This window comes from Aquipseudomonas ullengensis (assembly GCF_014174475.1).
GTDB lineage: Bacteria > Pseudomonadota > Gammaproteobacteria > Pseudomonadales > Pseudomonadaceae > Aquipseudomonas > Aquipseudomonas ullengensis.
The window spans coordinates 107,222-130,612 of the sequence record NZ_JACJUD010000004.1 but is presented as its reverse complement, the minus strand read 5'-3'; the positions used below and the strand labels follow the sequence as shown (position 1 = coordinate 130,612).

The following is a 23,391-nucleotide window of genomic DNA, read 5'->3' as shown; positions in this document are numbered from 1 at the left end:
AAGCTGCGCAGTGGGACACATAGGTGTTCCAACTCACTGTCACACATTGGTTTTTTTGGTGAAGAAAGTCTTTTAGAATTAAAGACTTACGTTATGGAGGCAACCCCACCAGCCACACCCCGGCACACAATGTTCCCGCCGTGGCTGCTCCCTTCCGGGCCTGACCAGGTTAACGGGTAATCGTTGCGGGGGGACCGATGGGGTCACCATAACGACGCCCGTCTGGCGACGGGCCGCGCCATTGTACTGACTGAACGCAAAGTTACAAGCGCTTCAACCACTTAGCGCAGACGCGCAAGTTCTGCTTCGGATTGGCCTGGTAGAAACGAACAACCCGGGCAGGTGCCCGGGTTGTTGGGTAACGCTGGATACGCCATCACTCACACACGGAAACGCCCCACCAGTTGCGCCAGGCCGTGGGACAGCTCGGACAACCGCGCACTGGCCTGGGTACTTTGCTCCGAGGTTTGTGCCGCCTCGTTGGACAGGTCGCGGATATCGCTGATGTTGCGCGCGATTTCCTCGGTCACCGCGCTCTGCTCCTCGCAGGCGGTGGCGATCTGCGCAGCCATGTCGTTGATCCGCGCTACCGAATCACCGGTCGCCGACAACGCCTGATCCACGCCAGCTGCGCGATCCACGCTATCGCGCGCCTTGACGCTGCCGGAATGCATGGCCTTGACCGCATTCTGCACGCCCCCCTGCAGACGCTCGATCATTTGCTGGATGTCTTTGGTGGAGTCCTGGGTTCGCGCCGCCAGGGCCCGCACTTCGTCAGCCACCACGGCAAAGCCGCGCCCCTGCTCGCCGGCCCGCGCCGCCTCGATGGCAGCGTTGAGCGCGAGCAGGTTGGTTTGTTCGGCAATGCCCTTGATCACGGCCAGGACCGCGCCGATGTTGGCGGTTTCCTGCTCCAGGGTCTGGATGGTATCGGAGGCGCTTTCCACCTCATGGGCCAGCTGGCGAATCGCATGGATGGTCGCCCCGACCACCTCGGCGCCCTCGCGCGACTGCACCTCGGCGCTGCGCGCGGCATCGGCCGCATTCTGCGCATTGCGCGCCACTTCATGCACCGCCGTGCTCATCTCGGTGGCGGCGGTACTGACCTGATCCACCGCCGCGTGTTCGCTGTTGATCAGGCGGTCGTTGGCTGCCGCCATGCCTGCCAGGCTTTGCGCCGAGTCGGCTACTTCACCGGTGACCCGCCCGACTTCCTTGATCAGCGGCTGCAGCTTGTCGAGGAAACGGTTGAACGCATCGCTGAGCTTGCCCAGCTCGTCACGCGAGGTCACTTCCAGGCGCACCCGCAGGTCACCGTCGCCATCGGCGATCTGCTCGATGCGGTGCAACAGGTTATGCAGCGGACGGGTGACCAGAATCGGGAAGCCCAGCACCAGCACCGCACAGATCAGCAGGCCGATGCCGATAATCAGCCCCTGCTGCCAGCTGCGCTCGTCACCGAGCGTTATTGCGGCCTTGCCTTCGGCATTGGCGGCGTTGTCTTCCAGCTCGCCGAGCTTGTCGATCGGATCGCGCATGGCTTCGAACTGCGCCTCGCTATCGCCGAAACTCAGCGCAGAAGCCGCGGCAGGATCACTGCCCGCCAGCTCGACCACTTTGTTCGAGGTGGCCTTCCACTGGGCGAAGCCCCGGTCGAAATCGGCCACCAGCTTCAGCGCCTCGGCACCGGGCTGCATGTCCGCGTACTTGTGCACACGGTCGTAGGCCTGCTGGATATTCTCGGCCTGGGAAGCCTTGAGCCCGGCGATATGCTCGCCAGCGGCTTCATCAAGCAGGCTGCGCTCGGCCACGAAGGCCTGGTACAGGTCACGGTCGGCATTGAGCAGCAGGCTGATCGCCGGCAGGTAACGATTGGTCAGGCGGGTGCTGGAATCAGCCACCTGACTGATGCCCTGCATACCCAGGCTGCCCATCAACACCAGAAGAATGGCAAGCAGAAGAATCGGCAGGGCGATCTTCCAGCGGAATCCCAAATCAGAGAACAGTCGCAACATAGCAAGCTCCACAGCAGGGTCTTATATGCCTGCTTATCGACTAGCATAGACGCTGGCTGAATACTGGCTGCTGGCCACCTCAGCAACCCATCTGCCAGCACCAGCCATCCGCTCGCCGCGCCCGCAACGTGACATCCGCGCCCTGCCAGCTAGCCTCTGTGCTGGGTCGCCCGCCACTGGCGGCCCTACCCGTGCCCCATGACGCTTGCCCGCAGTTCGGCAGTGCCGCGCCGTATCAGGAGCGCACCACCCACGAGCAGGGAGCGTCCCATGGCCAGCAAGCACACGCCTTTTCACCCGATCATCTACGTCCGCGGCTACGCCATGACCCCGTCGGAGATCGACGAGACCAGTGCCGACCCGTTCTGCGGCTTCAACCTGGGCTCCACCACCTATCGCGCAGTGGCCGATCGCAACCGCCAGCCACGCAAGTACATCTTTGAATCGCCGGTGATCCGCCTGGCGTCGGATTTCGGTTACCGCGACATCTACGAAGACGGCTACGACATCCTCGACAAGGAATGGCACGACGACCCGAGCCACAAGCTCGGCAGCCGCGCGATCATCGTCTATCGCTACTACGACGAAGCTTCGCAGCTGCTCGGCAAAGGCAAGACGCCAGAGCTGGAAGTGTTCTCCCAGAAGCTCGGCGAGCTGATTCTCAAGGTGCGTGAACTGGTCTGCGGCAACCCTGACAACGGTATCGCGCCCAAGGACTTCCGCTGCTACCTGGTCGCCCACTCCATGGGCGGCCTGGTCTGTCGCGGCCTGCTGCAGAACCCCAAGCTGGACCCGCACAAGGCTGCGCAGTACGTCGACAAGTTCTTCACCTACGCCACCCCGCACAACGGCATCGATGTGGTTGGCAAGAACATCCCCAGCTGGCTGAGCTGGAACGACATCAACAACTTCAACCGCGAACGCCTGGCTGGCTTCCTCGCCCTGGACAAATTGCCCAAGGAAACCCAGGGCCGGGTCGACTGGCTACCAGGGCCGATTGCCGAACGCACTTTCTGCATGGTCGGCACCAACCGCAACGATTATGAAGTGGCCATGGGCCTCTCGCGCAGTTTTGCCGGGCATGGCAGCGACGGCCTGGTGCGCATCGAGAACGCCACGCTGAATGCCCTGAGCGACACGCAGAAACCCGGCGCGCCCTGCGCCAAGGCGTTCGCCTTCCGCGCCCACTCCGGCTACTTCGGTATCGTCAACAGCGAGGAGTCCTACCAGAACCTCACGCGTTTCCTGTTCGGCGATGTACGCGTCGACCTGTGGGTGGATGTCACCGACATTCGTCTGCCGGCAGAGGTGCGCGCAGCGGAAGATCAGGGCAAGAAAGTTGATGCGCTGTACCAGTTCGAAGCCATGGCGGCGCCACGGGCCAAGCTGTGGTACCTGACCCGCCGGGTCGCCGAAGAAGACTCGGTGGCGTGCCTGCGCCATCAGGACTGGAAAAGCGCACCGAAGAAAAACGGCTCGATCTACCTGTCATCGGTGTTTCTCGCCAACCGGGCGCGGGTCAACCAGAACCGTCCCTCACTGGCCTACAACCTGATCCTCAACGTGCGCGTACCGGACTACGAGATCGAGCAGAAGCTGTGGATCAACCAGCACTACGAGGGCAGCTCGCTGTTTCGCAATGCCCTAGTGCTGGAGCTGGAACCGCCCGCCGTCGCCAAGGCCGCCTGGAAGATCCGCTACGCCTGGCAGGACCAGGGTTTCAGCCTGGCCAGCGAAGACCTCGATCCCAAAGCCCTGGCCGGCGGCAAGGTGGAGGTAAAAGTGCCGTTCGACAGTGGCAGCACGCCAGGCATCAAGGGCCAGCTGCGCTTCGTCATCAGCCTGTGGAACCCCGATGCGCAAATGACGGAATAACCCCGCTTTGTGATAGCGTGCCCCCCGTATTGCCCGCTTGGCGGGCCCGATTCCCCACCCATGGAGCGCCTTATGGCCATCACCAAAGACCAGCTGATTTCCGACCTCGCCGAAGCCACCGACCTGCAAAAAGTCGACGTGCGCGCCCTGCTCGATCAGCTCAGTGAAATCGTCGCCGACGCCCTGGAAAACGATGGCGAAATCAGCCTGCCGGGCATCGGTAAACTGAAACTCAGCGAGCGCCCAGCCCGCACCGGCCGCAACCCGCAGACCGGCAAGGCGATCGAGATCGCGGCCAAGAAAGTGATCAAGCTGGTGCCGGCCAAGGCGCTGGTCGACAGCCTCAACTAAGGGCTGCTGGCGTGACGCCGGGCTACCCCTGAAGACTCAGAGCGTCACGCCATAACCTGCCAGGGCGGCGAGGAACTGCGCTTCATCCAGTACCTTGACGCCCAGCTCACTGGCCTTAGCCAGCTTCGAGCCAGCCCCCGGCCCGGCCACCAAGCAATGGGTCTTGGCCGATACAGAGCCGGCAACCTTCGCCCCCAGCCCTTCCAGCTTGTCCTTGGCCACGTCGCGGCTCATGACTTCCAGCGTACCGGTGAGCACCCAGGTCTGCCCGGCCAGCGGTAGGCCCTCGACCTGTTTCTTCTCGCTCTCCCAGTGCATGCCGAAATCGCGCAACTGCGTCTCGACCTGGCGTGCCCGTGCGGCATTTTCCGGCTTGTCGAAGAAATCGCGCAGCGAACGAGCGGCCTTCTCGTTGAGGCGCTCGACCTGGCGCAGATCGAGCCAGTCGGCGGCGATGATGCCTTCCAGCGAGCCGAAGCGCGACGCCAGCTTTTCCGCACCAGTGGCCGCAATGAAGGGAATGTTCAGTTTGTCGATAAAGCCCGCCAGGGTCGTGCAGGCGGCGAACTCGGCATGCAATTCGCCCTCCTCCTGCAACTCGACGCCCCGCTCGCGCAACAGGCCGATCACCGTGCGGTTGTGCTCATCCTCGAAGAAGCTGTGAATCTCATGGGCCACTTCGCCGCCCACGTCCGGCAGCCAGGTCAGCACCTCAGGCAGCGCCGCCTGGATGCGCGTCAGCGAGCCCAGTGCCCGGGCCAGCAGTTTGGCGGTTTCCTCGCCCACATCCGGAATACCCAGGGCATAGATGAAGCGCGCCAGGCTTGGGCGCTTGCTCTCGGCGATAGAGGCCAGCAGGTTGCGGGTGGACAGATCGGCAAAACCCTCGAGCACCACGACCTGCTCGTAGGTCAGCGTGTAGAGATCCGCCGGCGACGTGATCAGGCCGGTGTCGACCAACTGCTCAACGATCTTGTCGCCCAGCCCTTCGATATCCAGGGCGCGGCGCGACACGTAGTGAATGATCGCCTGCTTGAGCTGCGCCGCACAGGCCAGGCGCCCGACGCAGCGGTACACCGAGCCTTCGCTGAGGGTTTCCTTGCCCTTGCTGCGCTTGACCAGCTGGGTGCGCTCCACCGCCGAGCCGCACACCGGGCACTGCTCGGGGATATGCACCGGACGCGCATCAGCTGGACGGCGCTCGAGGACGACTTGCATCACCTGCGGAATCACATCGCCGGCGCGGCGAATGATCACCGTGTCGCCGATCATCAGCCCCAGGCGCGCCACTTCGTCCATGTTGTGCAACGTGGCGTTGGCCACCATCACACCGGCCACCTTGACCGGCTTGAGCCGCGCCACAGGTGTTACCGCACCGGTGCGACCCACCTGGAATTCGACGTCGAGCAGTTCGGTCAGCTCTTCGCTGGCCGGGAATTTATGGGCGATGGCCCAGCGCGGCTCGCGCGCACGGAAACCCAGTTCGCGCTGCTGGCCAATGCTGTTGACCTTGAACACTACACCGTCGATTTCATAGGCCAGGCTCTGCCGGCGCTCACCAATATCGCGGTAGTAGTCCAGGCACTCATGCGCGCCCTTGGCCAACTTCAATTCACGGCTGATCGGCAACCCCCAGACTTTGAGCTGCTGCAGCATGCCTACCTGAGTAGCCGGTAGCTCGCCCTCAACCCGGCCAACGCCGTAGCAGCAGAACTCCAGCGGGCGGCTGGCGGTAATCTTCGAGTCGAGCTGGCGCAAGCTGCCGGCTGCCGCATTGCGCGGGTTGGCGAAGGTTTTGCCGCCGCTCTCTGCCTGACTGGCATTGAGCCGCTCGAAACCTGCCTTGGACATGAACACTTCGCCGCGCACTTCCAGCACGGCTGGCCAGCCCTCGCCCTGCAGTTTCAGCGGTACATTGCGAATGGTGCGCACGTTGGCGCTGATGTCTTCGCCGGTGCTGCCGTCGCCCCGGGTGGCGCCCCGCACCAATTTCCCCTGCTCGTACAGCAGGCTGACTGCCAGCCCGTCGAGCTTGGGCTCGCAGCTGTACTCGACATCCACGCCACCGCCGAACAGATCACCAGCCGGCAGATCCAGCCCTTCGCGCACACGGCGATCGAAGTCGAGCAGATCAGCTTCCTCGAAGGCGTTGCCCAGGCTGAGCATCGGCACTTCATGGCGCACTTCGCCGAACGCGCTTAGCGCAGAACCGCCCACCCGCTGGGTCGGTGAGTCGGCACTGACCAGCTCGGGATTTGCCGCCTCCAGCGCCTTGAGTTCATTGAACAGGCGGTCGTACTCGGCATCCGGAATACTGGGTTCGTCCAGCACGTAGTAGCGGTGGTTGTGCTGGTCCAGCTCGGCGCGCAGCTGCAGGATTCGGGTGGCGGCGTCGGTCATGATGGTTATCTCGCAAACGACAAGAGCAGCCGTGGCTGCTCTTGGAGTATTTCAGGCTTCCCCGCAGGGAAGACGGTTTAGCGCTTGTGGGTCAGCTGTTTGCGCTCGAACTCGGCAATGCGCTGACGATAATGCTCGATGGTCTGGGCAGTCATCACGCTGCGCTGGTCATCCTTCAACTCGCCATTCAGCTCGTGGGATAACTTGCGTGCTGCAGCAACCATCACGTCAAACGCCTGCTTGGGATGGCGCGGCCCCGGCAGGCCGAGGAAGAAACTCACAGCCGGGGTGTAGAACAGGTCGATGTCGTCCAGATCGAAAGTCCCCGGCTTGACGCCGTTGGCCATGGAGAACAGCACCTCGCCATTGCCGGCCATGCTTTCGTGGCGATGGAAGATATCCATCTCACCGAAGCGCAGGCCACTTTCCAGGATGTTCTGCAGCAGCGCCGGGCCCTTGAAGCCGTCCTCGTCGCGGGAAATCACGTTGATCACCAGCACTTCTTCCACTGGCAAGGCTTCGCGGCTCTTGCTCAACGGCTGCTCAGGTGCTTCTTCATCGTCAACCGGGGTCAGCAGGGTTGGCACCGGTTCTTCGGTATCCAGGTTCAAGTCGCCCTGCTGCGGTTCGAGGTTGCGGCGGCGATTGAGCTCGGATGCGCTCAGCGACGGCATGTCTTCTTCGTGGAATTCCGGCTCGCGCTTGCGCTCGATCACGCGGGCGGAGCCAAGCAGCTCCGGATCGCCGTCGTCATCGGGAAGGTTGCTGAAACTGTGGTCGAGCTTGAACTTCAGTTTGCCTTTGCCGCCGCGCATCCGCCGCCAGCCATCGAAGAGAATGCCGGCGATAACGATGATGCCGATGACGATCAGCCATTCGCGCAGACCGATTTCCATGAAGTTTTCGAGCCCCTGAACCAAATAAGATGATGATGAATAAGGGCGTCCTGCCCCTGAACAACGCGAACAACTGTATGTTTCTACAGGTGCCTTCCGCGTGTAACAAAATTGAGGCCTAAACTAGCACGACGAACGGTAAATGTGCACCGTTACAAGGCAATCTTCGCCATTTATGTCGTGACCGAAAAGAGTTTGTCGAAAACAAACTGGTACTTCGACTAAGCCTCTGAACTACAACATAAATATCCAACTCTAGTTAGCCCCGAAAGACGTAACCGGATATATCTCGCGCAGCACTGATCAAGATTCGACCAGACTCAGCGCCTCCTCGACATCTACTGCGACAAGCCGCGAACAGCCAGGTTCATGCATCGTCACGCCCATCAACTGATCAGCCATTTCCATGGCGATCTTGTTGTGGGTGATATAGATGAACTGCACCGTCTCCGACATCTCCTTGACCAGCCGCGCATAACGCCCGACGTTGGCATCGTCCAGCGGCGCATCGACTTCGTCGAGCATGCAGAACGGCGCCGGGTTGAGCTTGAAGATGGCAAATACCAGTGCCAGCGCGGTCAGCGCCTTTTCCCCACCAGACAGCAAGTGGATAGTGCTGTTCTTCTTGCCGGGCGGACGCGCCATGATCGCCACGCCGGTATCCAGCAGATCCTCGCCGGTCAGCTCCAGATAGGCATGCCCGCCGCCGAAGACTTTCGGGAACAACGCCTGCAAACCGGCGTTGATCTGGTCGAAAGTGTCCTTGAAGCGATTGCGGGTTTCCTTGTCGATCTTGCGGATGACGTTTTCCAGGGTATCCAGCGCCTCCACCAGGTCGGCGTTTTGCGCATCCAGGTAGCGTTTACGCTCGGACTGCTGCTGGTACTCGTCGATAGCCGCCAGGTTGATCGGCCCCAGGCGCTGGATGCGCGCAGCGAGGCGCTCGAGTTCCTCTTCCCAGGCCTTTTCGCTGGCCTCCGCCGGTAGCGTGGCCAGCACGCCGTGCAGATCGTAATTGTCTTCCAGCAACTGATCCTGCAGCGCCTTGCGTCGCACGCTGAGCTCCTGCCAGCTCATGCGTTGCTGCTCCAGCTGGCTGCGTAGCAACTGCGCCTGTTGCTCGGCCTGGGTACGGCGCTTCTCGGCATCACGCAGCTCGCGGTCGGCATCTTCCAGGGCCAGACGCGCCAGCTTGAGTTCGTCTTCCACGCCCATGCGCCGGTCGAGCAACTCCTCCAGCTTCATGCGCAGCTCTTCCAGCGGCGCCTCGCCCTCTTCCAGGTTGAGGTTGAGCTGCTCGCGGCGCTCGATGGCACGCTCGAATTGCAGCTCCAGACGCTCCAGCGCCTGGCGAGTCGATTCATGCTGAGCCTTGATCGAGCCCAGGCGCACGGCCAGTTGATGGGCGTGATCCTTGTGCTGGCGCGCTTCCTGGCGCACCCGATCGAGGCGTTCACGCAGCTGGTCACGCACGGCCAGCAGTTGCTCGCGCTGGTCGGTGTCGACGGCCATGGTATCCAGCGCGTCCTGCAGGATCAGCCGCGATTCGCCCAGTTGCTCCTGCTCCAGCTCGCGCTGTTCAGCCAGTTCGTGCAGCTCGGCATCAAGACGGCGACGACGCAGGGTCAGCTGCTCGGCCTTGGCCTGGCCGGCCGACAGCTGTGCTTTCAGCTCACCCTGACGACGTGCCTCTTCCTGCACGCGGCGCCGTTGCTGTTCGCGATTTTCTTCCTGCTGGCGCTGACTTGTTTGTAACTGCTGCAGGCGCTCATCGAGATCAGCCAGGGCAGCTTCACGCTCTTCACGCTCCAGGCCCAGGCGCTCCAGTTCCTGACCGCGCGCCAGCACACCGCTCTCGGCGGCACTGGCACGACGCACGCGCAGGAAGTTGCGGCCGACCCAGTAGCCATCGCGACTGATCAGGCTTTCGCCCTCACCCAGCTGGCTGCGGCGAGCCAGCGCATCGTCGAGGGTTTCCACCGGTCGCACCTTGGCCAACCACGGCGCCAGGTCGAATGCCGCCTCGACCTTGTCCAGCAGGCTACCGGCCACGCGCGCACCGCCGGCCTGCGGATTGACCAAGCGCAGTTCGCCCTGATCGAAGCCTTGCAGGTCCAGGCCGTTGAAGTCATCGAGCAGCACGGCCTGCAGATCGGCGCCGAGCACGGTTTCCACCGCCAGCTCCCAGCCACTTTCCACGCGCAGGCCCTCGGCCAGGCGTGGGCGCTTGTCCAGTTGCTGCTCGCGCAGCCATTCGGCGGCGCCCTTACCGGGGTTCAGTGCGGCCTGCTGCAAAGCTTCCAGCGAGGCAATACGTCCATTCAGGCGCTGCAGCTCACCCTGTGCCTGCTGCTGCGCCTGGGTCGCCTGCTGCAACTCGCCGCGCAATTGTTCCAACCGCTCGACCAGTGTCTCTTCGGCGGCTTGCAACTCTTCCAGGTTCAACTCGCTGGCGGCCAGTTGCTCGGACAGTTCGAGAATCGCCGCGTCTTCCGGGTCGGCAGCCAGCTGCGCCAGTTCATCGGCCAGACGGCGCTGGCGCTCGGCCAGGCGTTCCAGGCTCTGCTCCAGTTGCTGGATGCGCGACTGCTGCACTTCAGCCAGCCGCTGCGGCTCGGCACTGCGCTGGTTGAAACCTTCCCATTGCTCCTGCCAGCCATGCATCGCGCTGTCGGCTTCTTCCAGGGAGGCAGCGGACTCCTCGGCAGCGGCAGCCGTGATTTCCTGCTCTGGCTCGAGCATCGCCAGTTCTTCGCCCAGGGTCGCCAGCAAAGTGCGGTCATGGCCCAGGTGTGATTCGGTTTCCAGGCGCGCGCGCTCGGCCTCGTTGAGGTCATCCTGCAACTGGCGCAGGCGTTGCTGGCCGTGCTGAATGCTCTGCTCGACCCGGGCAATGTCGCCGCCCACCGAGTAGAAACGCCCCTGCACCTGGTTGAACCGCTCGGACAGCTCGTGATGCCCGTCGCGCAGCCGCTCGATGCTGGCATCGGCACTGCGCTGCTCGGCGACCAGCGCCTCGAAGGCGATTTCCTGATCGCCGATCACCTGCTCGCGCTGGCCGACCTGCAGGTTCAGCGCCTGCCAGCGCAACGCCGCCAGCTGCGCCTTGAGTTGGCGCTCCTCGGCCTTGTATTCCTGGTACTTCTCGGCGGACTGCGCCTGGCGATGCAGGCGTTCCAGCTGGCGCTCCAGCTCTTCACGCAGGTCAGTCAGGCGCGCCAGGTTCTCGTGGGTACGACGAATGCGGCTTTCGGTCTCGCGGCGGCGCTCCTTGTACTTGGAGATGCCCGCCGCTTCCTCGATGAAGTTGCGCAAATCCTCGGGCTTGGCCTCGATCAGCTTGGAGATCATCCCCTGCTCGATGATCGAGTAGCTGCGCGGGCCCAGGCCGGTGCCGAGGAAGATGTCGGTGATATCGCGACGGCGGCATTTCACGCCGTTGAGGAAATAGGTGTTCTGCGAGTCGCGGGTCACCCGGCGACGAATGGATATCTCGGCAAAGACGGCGTATTCGCCCAGCAAGGTGCCATCGGAGTTGTCGAAGATCAGCTCGATGGACGCCTGGCTTACCGGTTTGCGCGTGTTGGAGCCGTTGAAGATGACGTCGGTCATCGACTCGCCACGCAGATTCTTCGCCGAGCTCTCGCCCATTACCCAGCGAACGGCGTCGATGATGTTGGACTTGCCGCAACCATTGGGGCCAACCACCGCCGCCATGTTGCTCGGGAAATTGACCGTGGTCGGATCGACGAAGGACTTGAAGCCGGCCAGCTTGATGCACTTCAGGCGCATGCCATGCCCTCCACGGGGCACTGCCCGGAAGAATGCAGAACGCGATCCGCTGCCATGAAGGCCATGGTTATCCTTAGAAAAAGGGGCAAAACGAGGAGTGGGCGGAGTGTAACACAGGGGTTTTCGCCGCCAAATCCGCCCCGCACGGCGAAGTTGCCCGGCAATACCGGCAACCCTTAACCCGCACTATTGGCCGTGCTTGCGCCCCAGGCCGGCGGGCACGCCGCTGATATCCGTCGCCTGCCAAGGCCCCTGTGGATTGCTCGCCCAGGCCCAACCATGGTTCCAGCGGTAATAGGTGCGCTCGCGGTAGTACAGCTCACTGGCACCCTGGAGCACATAGACGCCGAGCTTGGCATCCCAGTGGCTGTTACCGCCGGGCGGCGGTGCGAAACGCGGATGGGTCAGCCCCTGCCCTGGCCGGGAATCTGTCACCGGCGCCGCGGGTTGCAGGCTGCAACCCGCGAGTGCCAGCAACAGGGCCAATGGCAGGCAGCGCGATGTGATGCTCACTTGGCCTGATCCGGGCTGTCGATCAACAGGTGCTGCTGCTCGCTGGTGCTGCTGGCAATCGGCTGGCCACGGCCAATCCACTCACCCGCAGTGGCCACGCCGCTGCGCGAGACCCGCGCCATCAGTTGTACTTGCGGGAAGCTGGAGATCTTCAGCTGCTCCATCATCGCGTCCTTGTCGCTCAGCTCCACCTCGACCGGCAGATCGGCCACAGTAAGGCGCTTGACCGCCAGCGGCATGGGCGGCCCGGAGGCAGCGCGGGCGAAGACGAACACCGTATCGCTCGGCTGCACCTTGCCCTGCAGGGCGGGCGCCAGCTCGACGCGCACCTTGATGACGGCCATGGACTTGTTGACCACTTCACCGGCCGGCGCTGCGCCGCTGGCCTGCAGGCGCTCGCGGGCCTGGTCGATACCGCCCTGGATCGACGCACGCGCCGGATCTTCCGCCGGCATCTGCGCCAACAGGCGCTGCCAGTAATCAATGGACTGGGCATAGCGCTCGTCTTCGAAAGCGGCGATGCCCAGCAGGCCGAGGCTGGTCACCTCGTTGGGGTCGGCCTTCAGCGCCTCTGAAGTAAGCGCCTGCAGCTCTTCACTCCACTGTTTGTTGCCGGCGAAGTACAGCGCCTGCGCCCACTGGCCAAGCAGTTCGGGCGCACGACCGGCGACCCGCACGGCTTGCTCGTAGGCTTTCGCCGCTTCGGCCGAACGGCCATCGCCCATGTAGATGCGGCCGAGGAAGTACCAGGCCTCGGCAGAATCCGGGCTGTCCTTCACCGCCTGCTCCAGGCGCGCGCGCGTCTCGCCGATGCTCGGCTGTTCCTGCATCTGCGCGATCTGCTGGCTGGCGCCCCAGTGCATGTACAGCCCCAGCGCCACCACCGGCACCAGGACGGCCACGATCAGTGGCAAGGCCTTGCCCAAGCGCGAAACACGCTCGCTCCCGGTACCTTCGGTATCGGCCAGCAGCTCCCGCGCGGCCTCGGCCTGGCCAGCGGCGAACTGCTCGGCGGTGAGCACCGCAGCGTCACGCTGGCTGCTCAGTTCAGCCAGGCGCTCCTGGTACAGGGCGACGTTGAGGGCGGTGCGGTCTTCCTCGGCCTGGGCGCGACGGCCACGCAGCGCGGGAATCAGCGGAAAAGCCAGGCCTACCAGCAACAACAGGCCGGCAGCTATCCAGAATTCGATCATTGCTCTTGGTTTTCCTTCAACAACGTGGCCAGGCGCTCGCGCTCGGCTTCAGACAGCGCAGCCTTTTCCGGGGCGTTCTCGACCCGGCGACGGCGCAACACCAACACACCCAGGCCCACTAGGCCCAGACCCAGCAGAGCGGCCGGGCCGTACCAGAGCAGGTAGGTGCGCGCATCGACCGGCGGCTTGTAGCGCACGAAATCGCCGTAGCGCATGACCATGAACTCGACGATCTGGTCTTTGCTCTTGCCCTCGCCCAGCATGCGGAAGATTTCCCGCCGCAAGTCTGCCGCGATTGGCGCATTGGAGTCAGCGAGATCCTGGTTCTGGCACTTGGGGCAGCGCAGTTCCTGGGTCAGCTCGCGAAACTGCTCGCGCTCGGCCTCGTCCTTGAACTGATAGGTGTCGATGGCGGCCTGGGCCGCACCCAGCAAGCTCAGACCGAACAGGCCAGCAATCAGCAGGCGCTTCATTGCTCGTCCACCAGGGCCTGGTACAGCGGCGCCAGTTGCTCGCGCCAGACCGTCTGGTCGATCACGCCGACGAACTTGTGGCGGATGATGCCCTTGGCGTCGATCAGGAAGGTTTCCGGCGCGCCGTACACCCCCAGGTCGAGACCGAGGCTACCCTGGGCATCGCTGATGTTCAGGCGGTAGGGGTTGTGGAACTCCTGCAGCCATTTCTGCGCGGCAGCGTTGTCGTCCTTGTAGTTGACCCCGTAGATGTTCACGCCGACTTGGGCAAGCTGGTTCAGCACCGGGTGCTCGACCCGGCAGGAAATGCACCAGGTGGCCCAGACGTTGACCAGCGCCGGCTTGCCCAGCAGGTCGGCGCGACTCAAGGTCTTGCCCGGCTGATCCACCACCGGCAGGGAAAACTCGGGGAACGGCTTGCCGATCAGCGCCGACGGCAACTCGGACGGATCGAGAAACAGGCCACGGTAGAGAAACACCGCCACGCCGAGGAACAACACCAGCGGCAACAACAGAATCAGGCGTCTCATGCAGCGGCTCCGCTCTGGCCCAAAACATCCCGCACGCGGCTACGGACCTTGACCCGATAGCGCTTGTCGAACGCCGCCAGGAAGCCACCGAAGCCCATCATCAGGCCGCCCAGCCAGATCCAGCGCACGAACGGTTTGATGTGTACGCGCACCGCCCAAGCACCATCGGCCAGCGGTTCGCCCAGGGCGACATACAGGTCACGGGTGAAGCCGGCATCGATGCCCGCCTCGGTCATCGGCATGTTCTGCACGGTGTACAGGCGCTTTTCCGGGTGCAACAGGGCCACCTGCTCGGAGCCTTCAAGCACGCGCACGGTGCCGCGGTCGGAGGTGAAGTTCGGCCCCTCGTGGTGCTCGACACCCTCAAAGACGAAGCGATAACCGCCCAGTTCCAGCGACTCGCCCGGGGCCAGACGCAGGTCACGCTCGGCGCTACCAAGGCTGACCAACACCACGCCGATGGCGCACACCGCCAGGCCCAAGTGCGCCATCTGCATGCCCCAGTAGCTGCTGCTCAGGCCAGCGATACCCTTGAGCAGGCCCTTGTGGCGGGTCTTGTCGAACAGGTCGCGCAGTCCGGCCAATACCACCCAGCCAGCCAGCAGAAACACCGCCAGCACGGACCAGTGGAAATCGCCGAGCAGGAAGGTCGCCACCACCGCGAATACCACACTGCCCAGCAATACCGGGGTAAGCATGCCCAGCAGCCACTTAACCGGGGTGTCCTTCCAGCGCACCATCACGCCGACCGCCATCACCAGCATCAGCAGGCCGATCAGCGGCACGAACAGCGCATTGAAATACGGCGGGCCGACCGACAGCTTGGCCCCGGTCAAGCCATCCAGTACCAGCGGATACAGGGTTCCGAGAAGAATCATCGAGGCAGCGACCACCAGCACCAGGTTGTTCACCAGCAGCAGGGTTTCCCGCGACCACAGGGCGAAGCCGACCTGGCTCTTGACCACCGGCGCACGCGCGGCAAACAGGGTCAGCGAGCCGCCGACCACCACCAGCAGGAAGATCAGGATGAACACGCCACGCGCCGGATCGTTGGCGAAGGCGTGCACCGAGGTCAGCACGCCGGAGCGCACGAGGAAGGTGCCCAGCAGGCTGAGAGAGAAGGCGGCGATGGCCAGCAGCACTGTCCAGCTCTTGAACACGCCACGCTTCTCGGTCACCGCCAGCGAGTGGATCAGCGCGCCGCCGACCAGCCAGGGCATGAACGAGGCGTTCTCCACCGGGTCCCAGAACCACCAGCCGCCCCAGCCGAGCTCGTAATAGGCCCACCAGGAGCCCAGGCTGATGCCGATGCCGAGGAAGGCCCAGGCAACGATGGTCCACGGCCGCGACCAGCGCGCCCAGGCCGCATCCAGCTTGCCACCGAGCAGCGCGGCAATGGCGAAGGAGAACGCCACGGAGAAACCGACGTAGCCCATGTAGAGCATCGGCGGATGGACGATCAGGCCGAAGTCCTGCAGCAGCGGGTTGAGGTCGCGGCCGTCGCTCGGCATATCGGGCAGCAGGCGGCTGAACGGGTTGGAAGTGATGATCAGGAACAGCAGGAAGCCGACGCTGATCAGGCCCATCACCGATAGCACGCGGGCCAGCATCACGTCCGGCAACTGCCGCGAGAAGATCGATACGGCAAAGGTCCAGCCGCCAAGGATCAGTGCCCACAGCAGCAGCGAGCCTTCGTGGGCGCCCCACACGGCGCTGAACTTGTAGTACCAGGGCAAGGCGCTGTTGGAGTTGCTGGCAACATAGGCAACCGAGAAATCATCGGTCATGAAGGCCCAGGTCAAGCAGGCGAAAGCGAACAGCAGGAAACTGAACTGCCCCCAGGCGGCCGGCTGGGCCAGGCCCATCCATTGGCGATCACCGCGCCAGGCACCGATCAGCGGCAGGGTCGACTGCACCAGTGCCAGGCACAGGGCGAGAATCAGGGCCAGATGGCCCAGTTCGGGAACCAGCAGCGCGGCATTCATGGTCAGCCTTCCTTCTTCACGGGTGCTTCAGCGCCGCTCGGCAGCTTGCCGCTGTCTTTCAGCGCCTTGGTGACTTCCGGCGGCATGTAGTTCTCGTCGTGCTTGGCCAGCACTTCATCGGCCACCAGCACGCCATTGGCGTCCAGCTTGCCCAGGGCAACGATGCCCTGCCCTTCGCGGAACAGGTCCGGCAGGATGCCGTGGTAGCGGATGGTCACGTTCTTGGCGAAGTCAGTGACCACGAATTCGATATCCAGCGTATCGGTGGAACGCTTCACCGAGCCTTCGCTGACCATGCCACCGGCACGGATGCGTGTGTCCTGCGGCGCTTCGCCATTGGCGATCTGCGTCGGCGTGTAGAACAGGTTGATGTTCTCCTTCAGCGCGCTCAGGGCCAGGCCCACGGCGATGGAGACACCGACCAGGATGGCCAGGACGATATACAGGCGTTTCTTGCGGACCGCGTTCACTCTTGATTCTCCCGGCGCAAACGGCGCGCCTCGTCTTGCAGATAACGCCGGCGAGCCAGGATCGGCTGGGCGACGTTGAAAGCCAGTACGGCCAGGCTGATGCCATAGGCCGACCACACATAGGGGCCATGGGTACCCATGGCGAGGAAATCAGCGAAGGACGCGAAACTCATGGGCGACCTCCCAGCAGGCGTTGCACTTCGTCTTTCACCCAACGGCTACGCGCCTCACGCTTGAGCACTTCGGTGCGCATGCGGTAGAGCAGCACGGCGGCAAAGAAGCAGTACAGGCCGAGCACTGAAATCAACAGAGGCAGCCACATTTCCATGCTCATGCTGGCCTTGCCGGTCACCTTGAAGGTGGCGGGCTGGTGCAGGGTGTTCCACCACTCCACCGACTTCTGGATGATCGGGATGTTCACCGCGCCGACCAGGGCCAGCACGGCGCAGGCCTTGGCCGCGCTGTCGCGGTTGCTGATGGCGTTGCCCAAGGCGATGACACCAAAATACAGGAACAGCAGGATCAGCATCGAGGTCAGGCGTGCGTCCCAGATCCAGTAGGTACCCCAGGTTGGCTTGCCCCAAATGGCGCCGGTCACCAGCGCGATGAAGCACAGCCAGGCGCCGATTGGAGCAGCTTGCTGCAGGGCGACATCGGCCAGTTTCATCCTCCACACCAGGCCAACCACACCCGCCACGGCCATCAGCAAGTAGCAGGCTTGAGCGAGGAACGCCGCGGGCACATGGATGTAGATGATCCGGTAGCTGTTGCCCTGGTATTTTTCAGGCGGCGCAAAGGCCAGGCCCCAGACCAAGCCCACGACCAGCAGCAGGAGGGCGGCAGCCGTCAGCCACGGCAGCCAGCGGCCACTGCGTTCGTAGAACCACTTGGGCGAGCCCCATTGGTGAAACCAAGTCCATCTCATAAAAGCTGCCTCAAAACTACTGCGCTTGCCGATACTGCGTTGAAAGCAGGCTCGGGCTGCTCATTTACAACTCGTAAACTCCGCGCCCTCGCATGCTTTCGCCTTGTCTCGGCGGCGCTCGCTACGTTTTTCACCAGCTTTTCCATCTTTCTAAGCCTGTCATTCGCCAACGCTGATCTTCAGACCAGCACCGATCGCAAAGGGTGTCAGGGTGACCGCCAGGGCAGTCAGGCTGGCCAGCCACAACAGGTGGCCGGCCGTTGGCAATCCTTGCAGGGCCGCTTGCAGCGCCCCGGTGCCGAGAATCAGCACCGGGATGTACAGCGGCAAAATCAGCAGCGCCAGCAGCAACCCGCCGCGCTTGAGGCCGACGGTCAGCGCCGCGCCGACCGCGCCAAGCAGGCTCAGTACCGGTGTACCCAGCAGCAGCGACAGCAGCAGCACTGGCAGGCAGCGCGTCGGCAAGCCCAGCATCAGCGCCAGCAGTGGCGCCAGCAGCACTAGGGCCAGCCCGGAAAACAGCCAGTGTGCCAGCACCTTGGCCAACACCAGAAGAGGCAGAGGGTGCGACGAAAGGACCCACTGTTCCAGCGAGCCATCCTCGAAATCGCTGCGAAACAGGCCATCCAGCGACAGCAGCACGGCCAGCAGCGCGGCGACCCAGATCAGTCCCGGAGACAGGGTCTGCAGCAACTTGGTTTCCGGCCCAACTGCCAGCGGGAACAGGGCGATGACGATGGCGAAGAACACCAGCGGGTTGGCCAGTTCTGCCGGGCGGCGGAACAGTAGGCGGGCTTCGCGGGCGAGCAGCAAGAGGAAGACGTTGTTCATGCCGAGCGCCGTCCCAGGTCCAGTTCGATATAACCCGAAGGTTTCTCGGTCAGGCTGTGGTGGGTGGTCATGATCACCAGGCCGCCCTGCTCGCAGTGGCGCGCCAAATGTGCTTCCAGCTGGGCCACGCCCTGTTTGTCGAGGGCGGTGAAGGGCTCATCGAGAATCCACAGCGGCGGCGCTGCGAGATATAGCCGAGCCAAGGCCACGCGGCGTTGTTGGCCAGCAGACAAGGTATGACAGGGCACATCCTCGAAACCGCGCAGGCCGACTGCCTGCAGGGCCTGCCAGATCGCCTCGCACGCCGCCGGTTTATGCAGCGCGCAGAGCCAGGCGAGGTTCTCTTCGGCGGTCAGCAGGCCCTTGATACCGGCGGCATGGCCGATCCACAAGAGAGTGCGACCGAGGTCGCCATGCTGGCGCGCCAGCGGTGCGCCGTTAAGCAGCACTTCGCCTGCCGTCGGCTGCATCAGCCCCCCCAGCAGGCGCAACAGGCTGGTCTTGCCGCTGCCGTTGGGACCGGAGACCTGCAGCATAGCGCCGCCAGTCAGATCAAGATCAAGGCCCTCGAACAGCAGACGCCAATCCCGCTCGCAGGCGAGGGAAACAGCTTGGAGTCGGGGGCTGGTCAACGGCATAAGGTCCCAGGGAGGGTTCAAGTCGGCTAGATGCCGGCCGCTATACTAGCGCAAGATAGACGCGTAGCCGGCCCGGACGGGGCGGCATTATACATGCCCGGCCTCCCCCTCCGAAGCCGGCTTTTCGACAGGTTGTAACCCAGCCATGGCAGAAATCAGCAGCCCTCGCCCGCTCCCTGCGACCGTGCCGCTCAACCGCCCTGCACAGCCTTCCGCAGCCGACCTGGCGGTGAAGTTGCTGCAACCGCTGGAAGGCCTGCTCGCCGCAGGGGAAAGCGCCAAGGCCGAAGTCGTCTCCATCAAGGAGGCAGCGCAGAGCTTCCAGGTGCTGCTCAAGCTGACCCTCGACAGCGGTCGCCAGACCACCCTCGAAGCCAGCAGCACGCGCCCGCTGGCGCAAGGCACCGCACTGACCGTCACGGCCTTGTCAGACAGCCGCCTGCTGCTGGCCCTGGGTAATAGCGACAGCAAAGTGCTGAGCAGCCTGGATCTGGAGCAACTACCGGTCGGCACCCTGCTGCAGGGCAAAGTCGTCGCCCAGGAACAACTGGCTCAGGGTCGCGCCCAACAGATGATCTACAAGGTGCTGGTCAGCCTGCTGAATACGCCACTGGCCGGCAGCAAACTCAGCGTGGAAACCCCACTGCCATTGCCACTCGGCAGCCTGCTCACCGCTCAGGTACAGGGCAGCCAGCAACTCAGCTTCCTGCCCCTCAGCGGACGCCTCGACCAGCTCGCACTCGGCCAGCAACTGGCTGGCCAGCAGGCCCGCCAGGGATCGCTGGATGGACTGCTCAAGGCCCTGCAGGGACTCGGCAGCCAAAGCGGCCTGCCCACCGAACTACGCAGCGGGATCGACAAACTGCTCGGCCAAATGCCGGATGGCAAGCAACTGAGCAGCCCGGATGGCCTGGCCAAGGCCCTGGAGCAAAGCGGCCTGTTTCTCGAAGCCAAGCTGCTCGGCGGCCAAGCTGGCAGCCTGCCCAATGACCTCAAGGCCAATCTGCTGCGCCTGATCACCCAACTGCTACCCAACCTGCCCAGCGGCTCGCCGCTACAGGCGGCCAATGCCAGTGGCAACCTGGCGCAAGCCCTGCCAGCCTTCGTCCGCAACGCCCTGGGCGCCATCGGCCAGGCCAACTTGCGCCAACAGGCCCTGAGCTTCCCCCTGCCCTCACGCCTGCTGCAAAACATGGACGAGGACGCCGACCTGGAAACCCTGCTGCGCCTGGCCGCAGCGGCCGTTTCGCGCCTGCAGACCCACCAGCTTTCGAGCCTGGCCCAGACCCAGACCACCGCCGAGGGCAATCTGCTGACCACCTGGCAACTGGAAGTGCCCATGCGCAACCAGCAGGACATCGTGCCGCTACAGATCAAACTGCAACGCGAAGAACAGGGCCAAAACGGCAAAAAAGAGCAGAAGGAACAAAAAGAAATGCTCTGGCGCGTGGATCTGGCGTTCGACCTGGCTCCGCTCGGCCCACTGCAGGTGCAGGCTCAACTGCTACGCGGCAGTTTCTCCAGCCAGCTCTGGGCGGAACAGAGCCGAACCGCCAACCTGATCGATCACGAACTACCCCACCTACGCGAACGCTTGCTCGCCGCCGGTCTCGAAGTCGGCGAGCTGAGCTGCCGCCAGGGCATGCCACCGCAAGGACCCAAGACCCACCTGGAGCAACGCTGGGTGGACGAAACCGCATGAAGAACAAAGCCCCGCGCCAAGCCATCGCCCTGTCCTACGATGGCGCCAACGCCCCCAGCCTGACCGCCAAGGGTGATGATGAGCTGGCTGAAGCGATTCTGGCCATCGCTCGCGAATACGAAGTACCGATCTACGAAAACGCTGAGTTGGTGCGGCTGTTGGCGCGCCTAGAGCTCGGCGATGCGATCCCGGAGGTGCTGTACCGCAGCATCGCCGAGATCATTGCCTTCGCCTGGCACCTAAAGGGCAAATTTCCGGACGGCTTCGAGCCGCAAGGCGAGCGCGACGTCACCCCCGCTCTGCCCCTACTCAACGCTGAACCGGATTGAACGCCAGCATTTCCCCCTCGGCGCCTTTGCCCAGCGGGAAATCCAGCAACAGCCAGGAAAAGTAGCCCGAGCGGAAGAAGTACACCTGCTGGTAACCCCAGCTGACTGCTCGCCTGGCCGCCTCGGCACTCTGCGGGCAGTAATCGTTGTCGCAGTAAATCACCAGCGGCAGATTGCGCGGCCACTCCAGCGCCGCCAGATCGGCGAAACGCGAGCCCAGCTCCAGGTGCAACGCACCGTGCACGTGCCCCCAACTCCACTCGCGCATGGGCCGCACATCGACGAACAATGCGCCGAACTCATACAGCTGACGCGCCTGCAGGACATTCACCGTGGTCGCGCCCTTGACCTCCAGCGGCACCTCATCGGCGCCCACCGGCAGGATGAACAGGCACAACAGCAATAGGCTGATTCGCATGACAAGCCTCCACAGGATCGTGTGGTTACTGTTTTCAGCTTAGGCAGGCGAAAAGTGAAGGCTTGGAACCGTTCACACAGGCAGGGAAAGGATCAAGAACTACAGGAACTAAGAGCCAACGACACTCAGGAGTTCTGTTTTTGTGATTTGTGCAGTTTGCTGACCAGCTCGGCTTCGGCTTTGGTCAAGCCGCAGGAATGAGTCAGGTCATCGACGCTGGCCCCCATACCCACCAGGCGTGCGGCCTGGGTGAAGGACAGGCTGGAAGGATCACGCTGTTCCATCTGGTTGAGCTTATCGGGCAGAGGCGCCACAACCCGACGCAGCTCATGTAACTCCTCACCCATGCGAATGCTGCCGGTGAGGTAGGTATCGAGGCGGCGGCTCAACTCCTTGATCCGCTGATCGCGGAAGGCATCACGCTCAGCCTGCATCTGCGCCTGCTGCCGCAGGGACGTCACCAGCCAGAAGCAGGTACCCGCAAGCAGCATGCAGAAGAGGCCAAGCACGGCCACCGCGATCTCGAGCATGGCTCAGATGCTCTCCAGCTCGGACCACTCTTCCTCGGTCATCATCTTGTCCAGTTCGACCAGGATCAGCAGCTCGCCGTTCTTGTTGCAGACACCCTGGATGAACTTGGCCGACTCGTCGTTACCCACGTTGGGCGCGGTCTCGACCTCGGACTGACGCAGATAAACCACTTCCGCCACGCTGTCGACCATGATGCCGACCACTTGCTTGTCGGCCTCGATGATGACGATGCGGGTGTTGTCGGTAACGGCTGCGGAATCCAGACCGAAACGCTGACGGGTGTCGATCACCGTCACCACGTTGCCGCGCAGGTTGATGATGCCCAGCACATAACTGGGGGCGCCCGGCACCGGAGCGATCTCGGTGTAGCGCAGCACCTCCTGAACCTGCATCACGTTGATGCCGTAGGTCTCGTTATCCAGGCGGAAGGTCACCCACTGCAGAATGGGATCTTCGGAACCTTGCGCAGACGTTTTCTTCATGTCCCTAGCCTCGTCAAGAACCGCTATGGCGGCATACGCGGGTGAACCCCGCTGTCATTACTATAGAGCCACGCGTACCGCGCAGCCCGCTGAATTCATTGTGCGCGGGCGGGAGCGCCCTTGCGCGTGGCGCCACTGGCGATCAGTTCGGCCAGGGCCGACACATCCAGCAGCGCGCACATGTGTTCGATCACCGTGCCCGCCAGCCATGGCCGCTGACTGCGCTGGCTGCGCCACTTGATCTCATCCGGCTGCAAGCGAATCGAGCGGCTGACCTGATGCACCGCCAGCCCCCACTCATAGCCTTCGACCGAAATCACGTACTGCAGGCCTTCGCGGAAGTCCTCGCGATAGCGCTCCGGCATGACCCAGCGCGCGGTATCCAATACTTTCAGGTTGCCGGCCTGGCTTGGCAGGATACCGAGAAACCAGTCCGGCTGGCCGAACAACGGAGTCAGCTCGGCATTGGCCAACGGGTAGATGGAGCCCAGGCACACCAGCGGCACGGCCAGCGTCAGACCGGCCACGTCGAACAGCAGACACTCGAAGGGCTCTGCCGCCCATTCGGGGCGCCCTTCGCTGGTCAGCTTTGCCGGTTCTTTCTTCAGCGCCGGCTGCAAATCCACCAGCGCTTCGACCACGACCGCCTGCACGGGAGGCGCCACGACAGGCGCTGGCGCTACTTCGAGCACCTCTTCCGGCAGATCCGCCTGGGGCAGTTCGAAGGTCGGCAGTACCAAGGGCTTGGCCTCGGCCAACGCCACAGGGCGCTCCAGCGCTGCAACACTGAGCACAGGCTTGGGGGCATCGCGGCGCGAATCGCGCACCTGTTCCTCAAGCACGGCAGCCTCGAACTCGTCGAGATCGACACTCTCCTCCAGCTCGGCAGCCGCATCCTGCAGCAATGCGTCCAGATAGGACTGCAAAGCCAGCTGGGGACGGGTAGCGGTGGCAGCGGTACGACTCATGACGGCGTTCCAGATGAAGGGGCTGTACAGCCTATCGGCAGATGTGACGGATGTCTTGAACCTGTCTGTTCAGC

The 23,391-nt window shown here is 63.5% G+C and carries 22 protein-coding genes and 1 other RNA gene; 4 read left to right on the top strand and 19 right to left on the bottom strand.

Annotated elements, in window-relative coordinates; all coding sequences use genetic code 11:
- Positions 1-103 precede the first annotated feature (103 nt).
- An RNA gene (gene ffs / locus H3H51_RS13020) (signal recognition particle sRNA small type) lies at positions 104-200 on the bottom strand.
- Positions 201-380: 180 nt separating this feature from the next.
- Positions 381-2,015, bottom strand: coding sequence for a methyl-accepting chemotaxis protein (locus tag H3H51_RS13015; protein ID WP_183089486.1), 1,635 nt, complete (start codon positions 2,013-2,015; stop codon positions 381-383).
- Positions 2,016-2,285: 270 nt separating this feature from the next.
- Here H3H51_RS13015 and H3H51_RS13010 point away from each other — a divergent pair, with 270 nt between their 5' ends.
- Positions 2,286-3,890 carry an esterase/lipase family protein gene (locus tag H3H51_RS13010; RefSeq protein ID WP_183089485.1) on the top strand — a complete coding sequence of 535 codons (1,605 nt, stop codon included), beginning with the start codon at positions 2,286-2,288 and terminating at the stop codon, positions 3,888-3,890.
- A gap of 72 nt (positions 3,891-3,962) precedes the next feature.
- The gene (locus tag H3H51_RS13005; RefSeq protein ID WP_183089484.1) at positions 3,963-4,241 is read left to right on the top strand and encodes an HU family DNA-binding protein; all 279 of its coding nucleotides are present in this window, start codon (positions 3,963-3,965) and stop codon (positions 4,239-4,241) included.
- 36 nt (positions 4,242-4,277) lie between these two features.
- Here H3H51_RS13005 and ligA read toward each other — a convergent pair whose 3' ends face one another.
- The 13 genes from ligA to ccmA form a co-directional block, all read right to left on the bottom strand.
- Entirely contained in the window at positions 4,278-6,641 is a 2,364-nt protein-coding gene (gene ligA, locus H3H51_RS13000; protein WP_183089483.1) for an NAD-dependent DNA ligase LigA, read from the bottom strand.
- A 77-nt stretch (positions 6,642-6,718) separates the two neighbouring features.
- Positions 6,719-7,537 carry a cell division protein ZipA gene (zipA, locus tag H3H51_RS12995; RefSeq protein WP_183089482.1) on the bottom strand — a complete coding sequence of 273 codons (819 nt, stop codon included), beginning with the start codon at positions 7,535-7,537 and terminating at the stop codon, positions 6,719-6,721.
- A gap of 303 nt (positions 7,538-7,840) precedes the next feature.
- Complete coding sequence (gene smc, locus H3H51_RS12990; protein ID WP_183089481.1) at positions 7,841-11,329, bottom strand: chromosome segregation protein SMC; 3,489 nt, start codon at positions 11,327-11,329, stop codon at positions 7,841-7,843.
- Between the two features lie 186 nt (positions 11,330-11,515).
- Entirely contained in the window at positions 11,516-11,842 is a 327-nt protein-coding gene (locus tag H3H51_RS12985; protein ID WP_183089480.1) for a hypothetical protein, read from the bottom strand.
- The gene (ccmI, locus tag H3H51_RS12980; protein WP_183089479.1) at positions 11,839-13,035 is read right to left on the bottom strand and encodes a c-type cytochrome biogenesis protein CcmI; all 1,197 of its coding nucleotides are present in this window, start codon (positions 13,033-13,035) and stop codon (positions 11,839-11,841) included. Before ccmI ends, H3H51_RS12985 begins: the two co-directional genes overlap by 4 nt.
- The gene (locus tag H3H51_RS12975) at positions 13,032-13,508 is read right to left on the bottom strand and encodes a cytochrome c-type biogenesis protein (protein WP_183089478.1); all 477 of its coding nucleotides are present in this window, start codon (positions 13,506-13,508) and stop codon (positions 13,032-13,034) included. The genes ccmI and H3H51_RS12975 overlap by 4 nt, the downstream gene beginning before the upstream one ends.
- The gene (locus H3H51_RS12970; protein ID WP_183089477.1) at positions 13,505-14,038 is read right to left on the bottom strand and encodes a DsbE family thiol:disulfide interchange protein; all 534 of its coding nucleotides are present in this window, start codon (positions 14,036-14,038) and stop codon (positions 13,505-13,507) included. The genes H3H51_RS12975 and H3H51_RS12970 overlap by 4 nt, the downstream gene beginning before the upstream one ends.
- Positions 14,035-16,023 carry a heme lyase CcmF/NrfE family subunit gene (locus tag H3H51_RS12965; RefSeq protein ID WP_407926503.1) on the bottom strand — a complete coding sequence of 663 codons (1,989 nt, stop codon included), beginning with the start codon at positions 16,021-16,023 and terminating at the stop codon, positions 14,035-14,037. Before H3H51_RS12965 ends, H3H51_RS12970 begins: the two co-directional genes overlap by 4 nt.
- 2 nt (positions 16,024-16,025) lie before the next feature.
- Positions 16,026-16,493 carry a cytochrome c maturation protein CcmE gene (gene ccmE / locus H3H51_RS12960; protein WP_183089476.1) on the bottom strand — a complete coding sequence of 156 codons (468 nt, stop codon included), beginning with the start codon at positions 16,491-16,493 and terminating at the stop codon, positions 16,026-16,028.
- A complete protein-coding gene (ccmD, locus tag H3H51_RS12955; RefSeq protein ID WP_183089475.1) occupies positions 16,490-16,666 on the bottom strand; it encodes a heme exporter protein CcmD in 177 nt (58 codons plus the stop codon). The genes ccmE and ccmD overlap by 4 nt, the downstream gene beginning before the upstream one ends.
- Positions 16,663-17,418 (bottom strand): heme ABC transporter permease, encoded by a 756-nt coding sequence (locus H3H51_RS12950; RefSeq protein WP_183089474.1) that lies wholly within the window; start codon positions 17,416-17,418, stop codon positions 16,663-16,665. Before H3H51_RS12950 ends, ccmD begins: the two co-directional genes overlap by 4 nt.
- 159 nt (positions 17,419-17,577) lie before the next feature.
- On the bottom strand, positions 17,578-18,249 hold the full coding sequence (gene ccmB, locus H3H51_RS12945) for a heme exporter protein CcmB (protein WP_183089473.1): 672 nt from the start codon (positions 18,247-18,249) through the stop codon (positions 17,578-17,580).
- On the bottom strand, positions 18,246-18,887 hold the full coding sequence (gene ccmA / locus H3H51_RS12940; protein WP_407926502.1) for a cytochrome c biogenesis heme-transporting ATPase CcmA: 642 nt from the start codon (positions 18,885-18,887) through the stop codon (positions 18,246-18,248). The genes ccmB and ccmA overlap by 4 nt, the downstream gene beginning before the upstream one ends.
- Before the next feature lie 145 nt (positions 18,888-19,032).
- Between ccmA and fliK the strand changes: the two genes are divergently transcribed.
- Together fliK and H3H51_RS12930 are read left to right on the top strand one after the other, a co-directional pair.
- The gene (gene fliK, locus H3H51_RS12935) at positions 19,033-20,589 is read left to right on the top strand and encodes a flagellar hook-length control protein FliK (RefSeq protein ID WP_183089471.1); all 1,557 of its coding nucleotides are present in this window, start codon (positions 19,033-19,035) and stop codon (positions 20,587-20,589) included.
- The gene (locus H3H51_RS12930) at positions 20,586-20,918 is read left to right on the top strand and encodes an EscU/YscU/HrcU family type III secretion system export apparatus switch protein (RefSeq protein WP_183089470.1); all 333 of its coding nucleotides are present in this window, start codon (positions 20,586-20,588) and stop codon (positions 20,916-20,918) included. Before fliK ends, H3H51_RS12930 begins: the two co-directional genes overlap by 4 nt.
- On the opposite strand, the gene H3H51_RS12925 is transcribed toward H3H51_RS12930, so the two are convergent.
- The 4 genes from H3H51_RS12925 to H3H51_RS12910 all read right to left on the bottom strand — a co-directional run bounded on the left by H3H51_RS12925 (position 20,899) and on the right by H3H51_RS12910 (position 23,317).
- Entirely contained in the window at positions 20,899-21,336 is a 438-nt protein-coding gene (locus H3H51_RS12925) for a rhodanese-like domain-containing protein (protein WP_183089469.1), read from the bottom strand. The two genes, H3H51_RS12930 and H3H51_RS12925, sit on opposite strands and share 20 nt — an antisense overlap.
- Before the next feature lie 125 nt (positions 21,337-21,461).
- Positions 21,462-21,866: a DUF2802 domain-containing protein gene (locus tag H3H51_RS12920; protein ID WP_183089468.1), complete on the bottom strand. Its 405-nt coding sequence runs from the start codon at positions 21,864-21,866 to the stop codon at positions 21,462-21,464.
- Between the two features lie 3 nt (positions 21,867-21,869).
- The gene (locus tag H3H51_RS12915; protein ID WP_183089467.1) at positions 21,870-22,349 is read right to left on the bottom strand and encodes a chemotaxis protein CheW; all 480 of its coding nucleotides are present in this window, start codon (positions 22,347-22,349) and stop codon (positions 21,870-21,872) included.
- Between the two features lie 95 nt (positions 22,350-22,444).
- Positions 22,445-23,317, bottom strand: coding sequence for a CheW domain-containing protein (locus H3H51_RS12910; RefSeq protein WP_183089466.1), 873 nt, complete (start codon positions 23,315-23,317; stop codon positions 22,445-22,447).
- Positions 23,318-23,391: the final 74 nt, after the last annotated feature.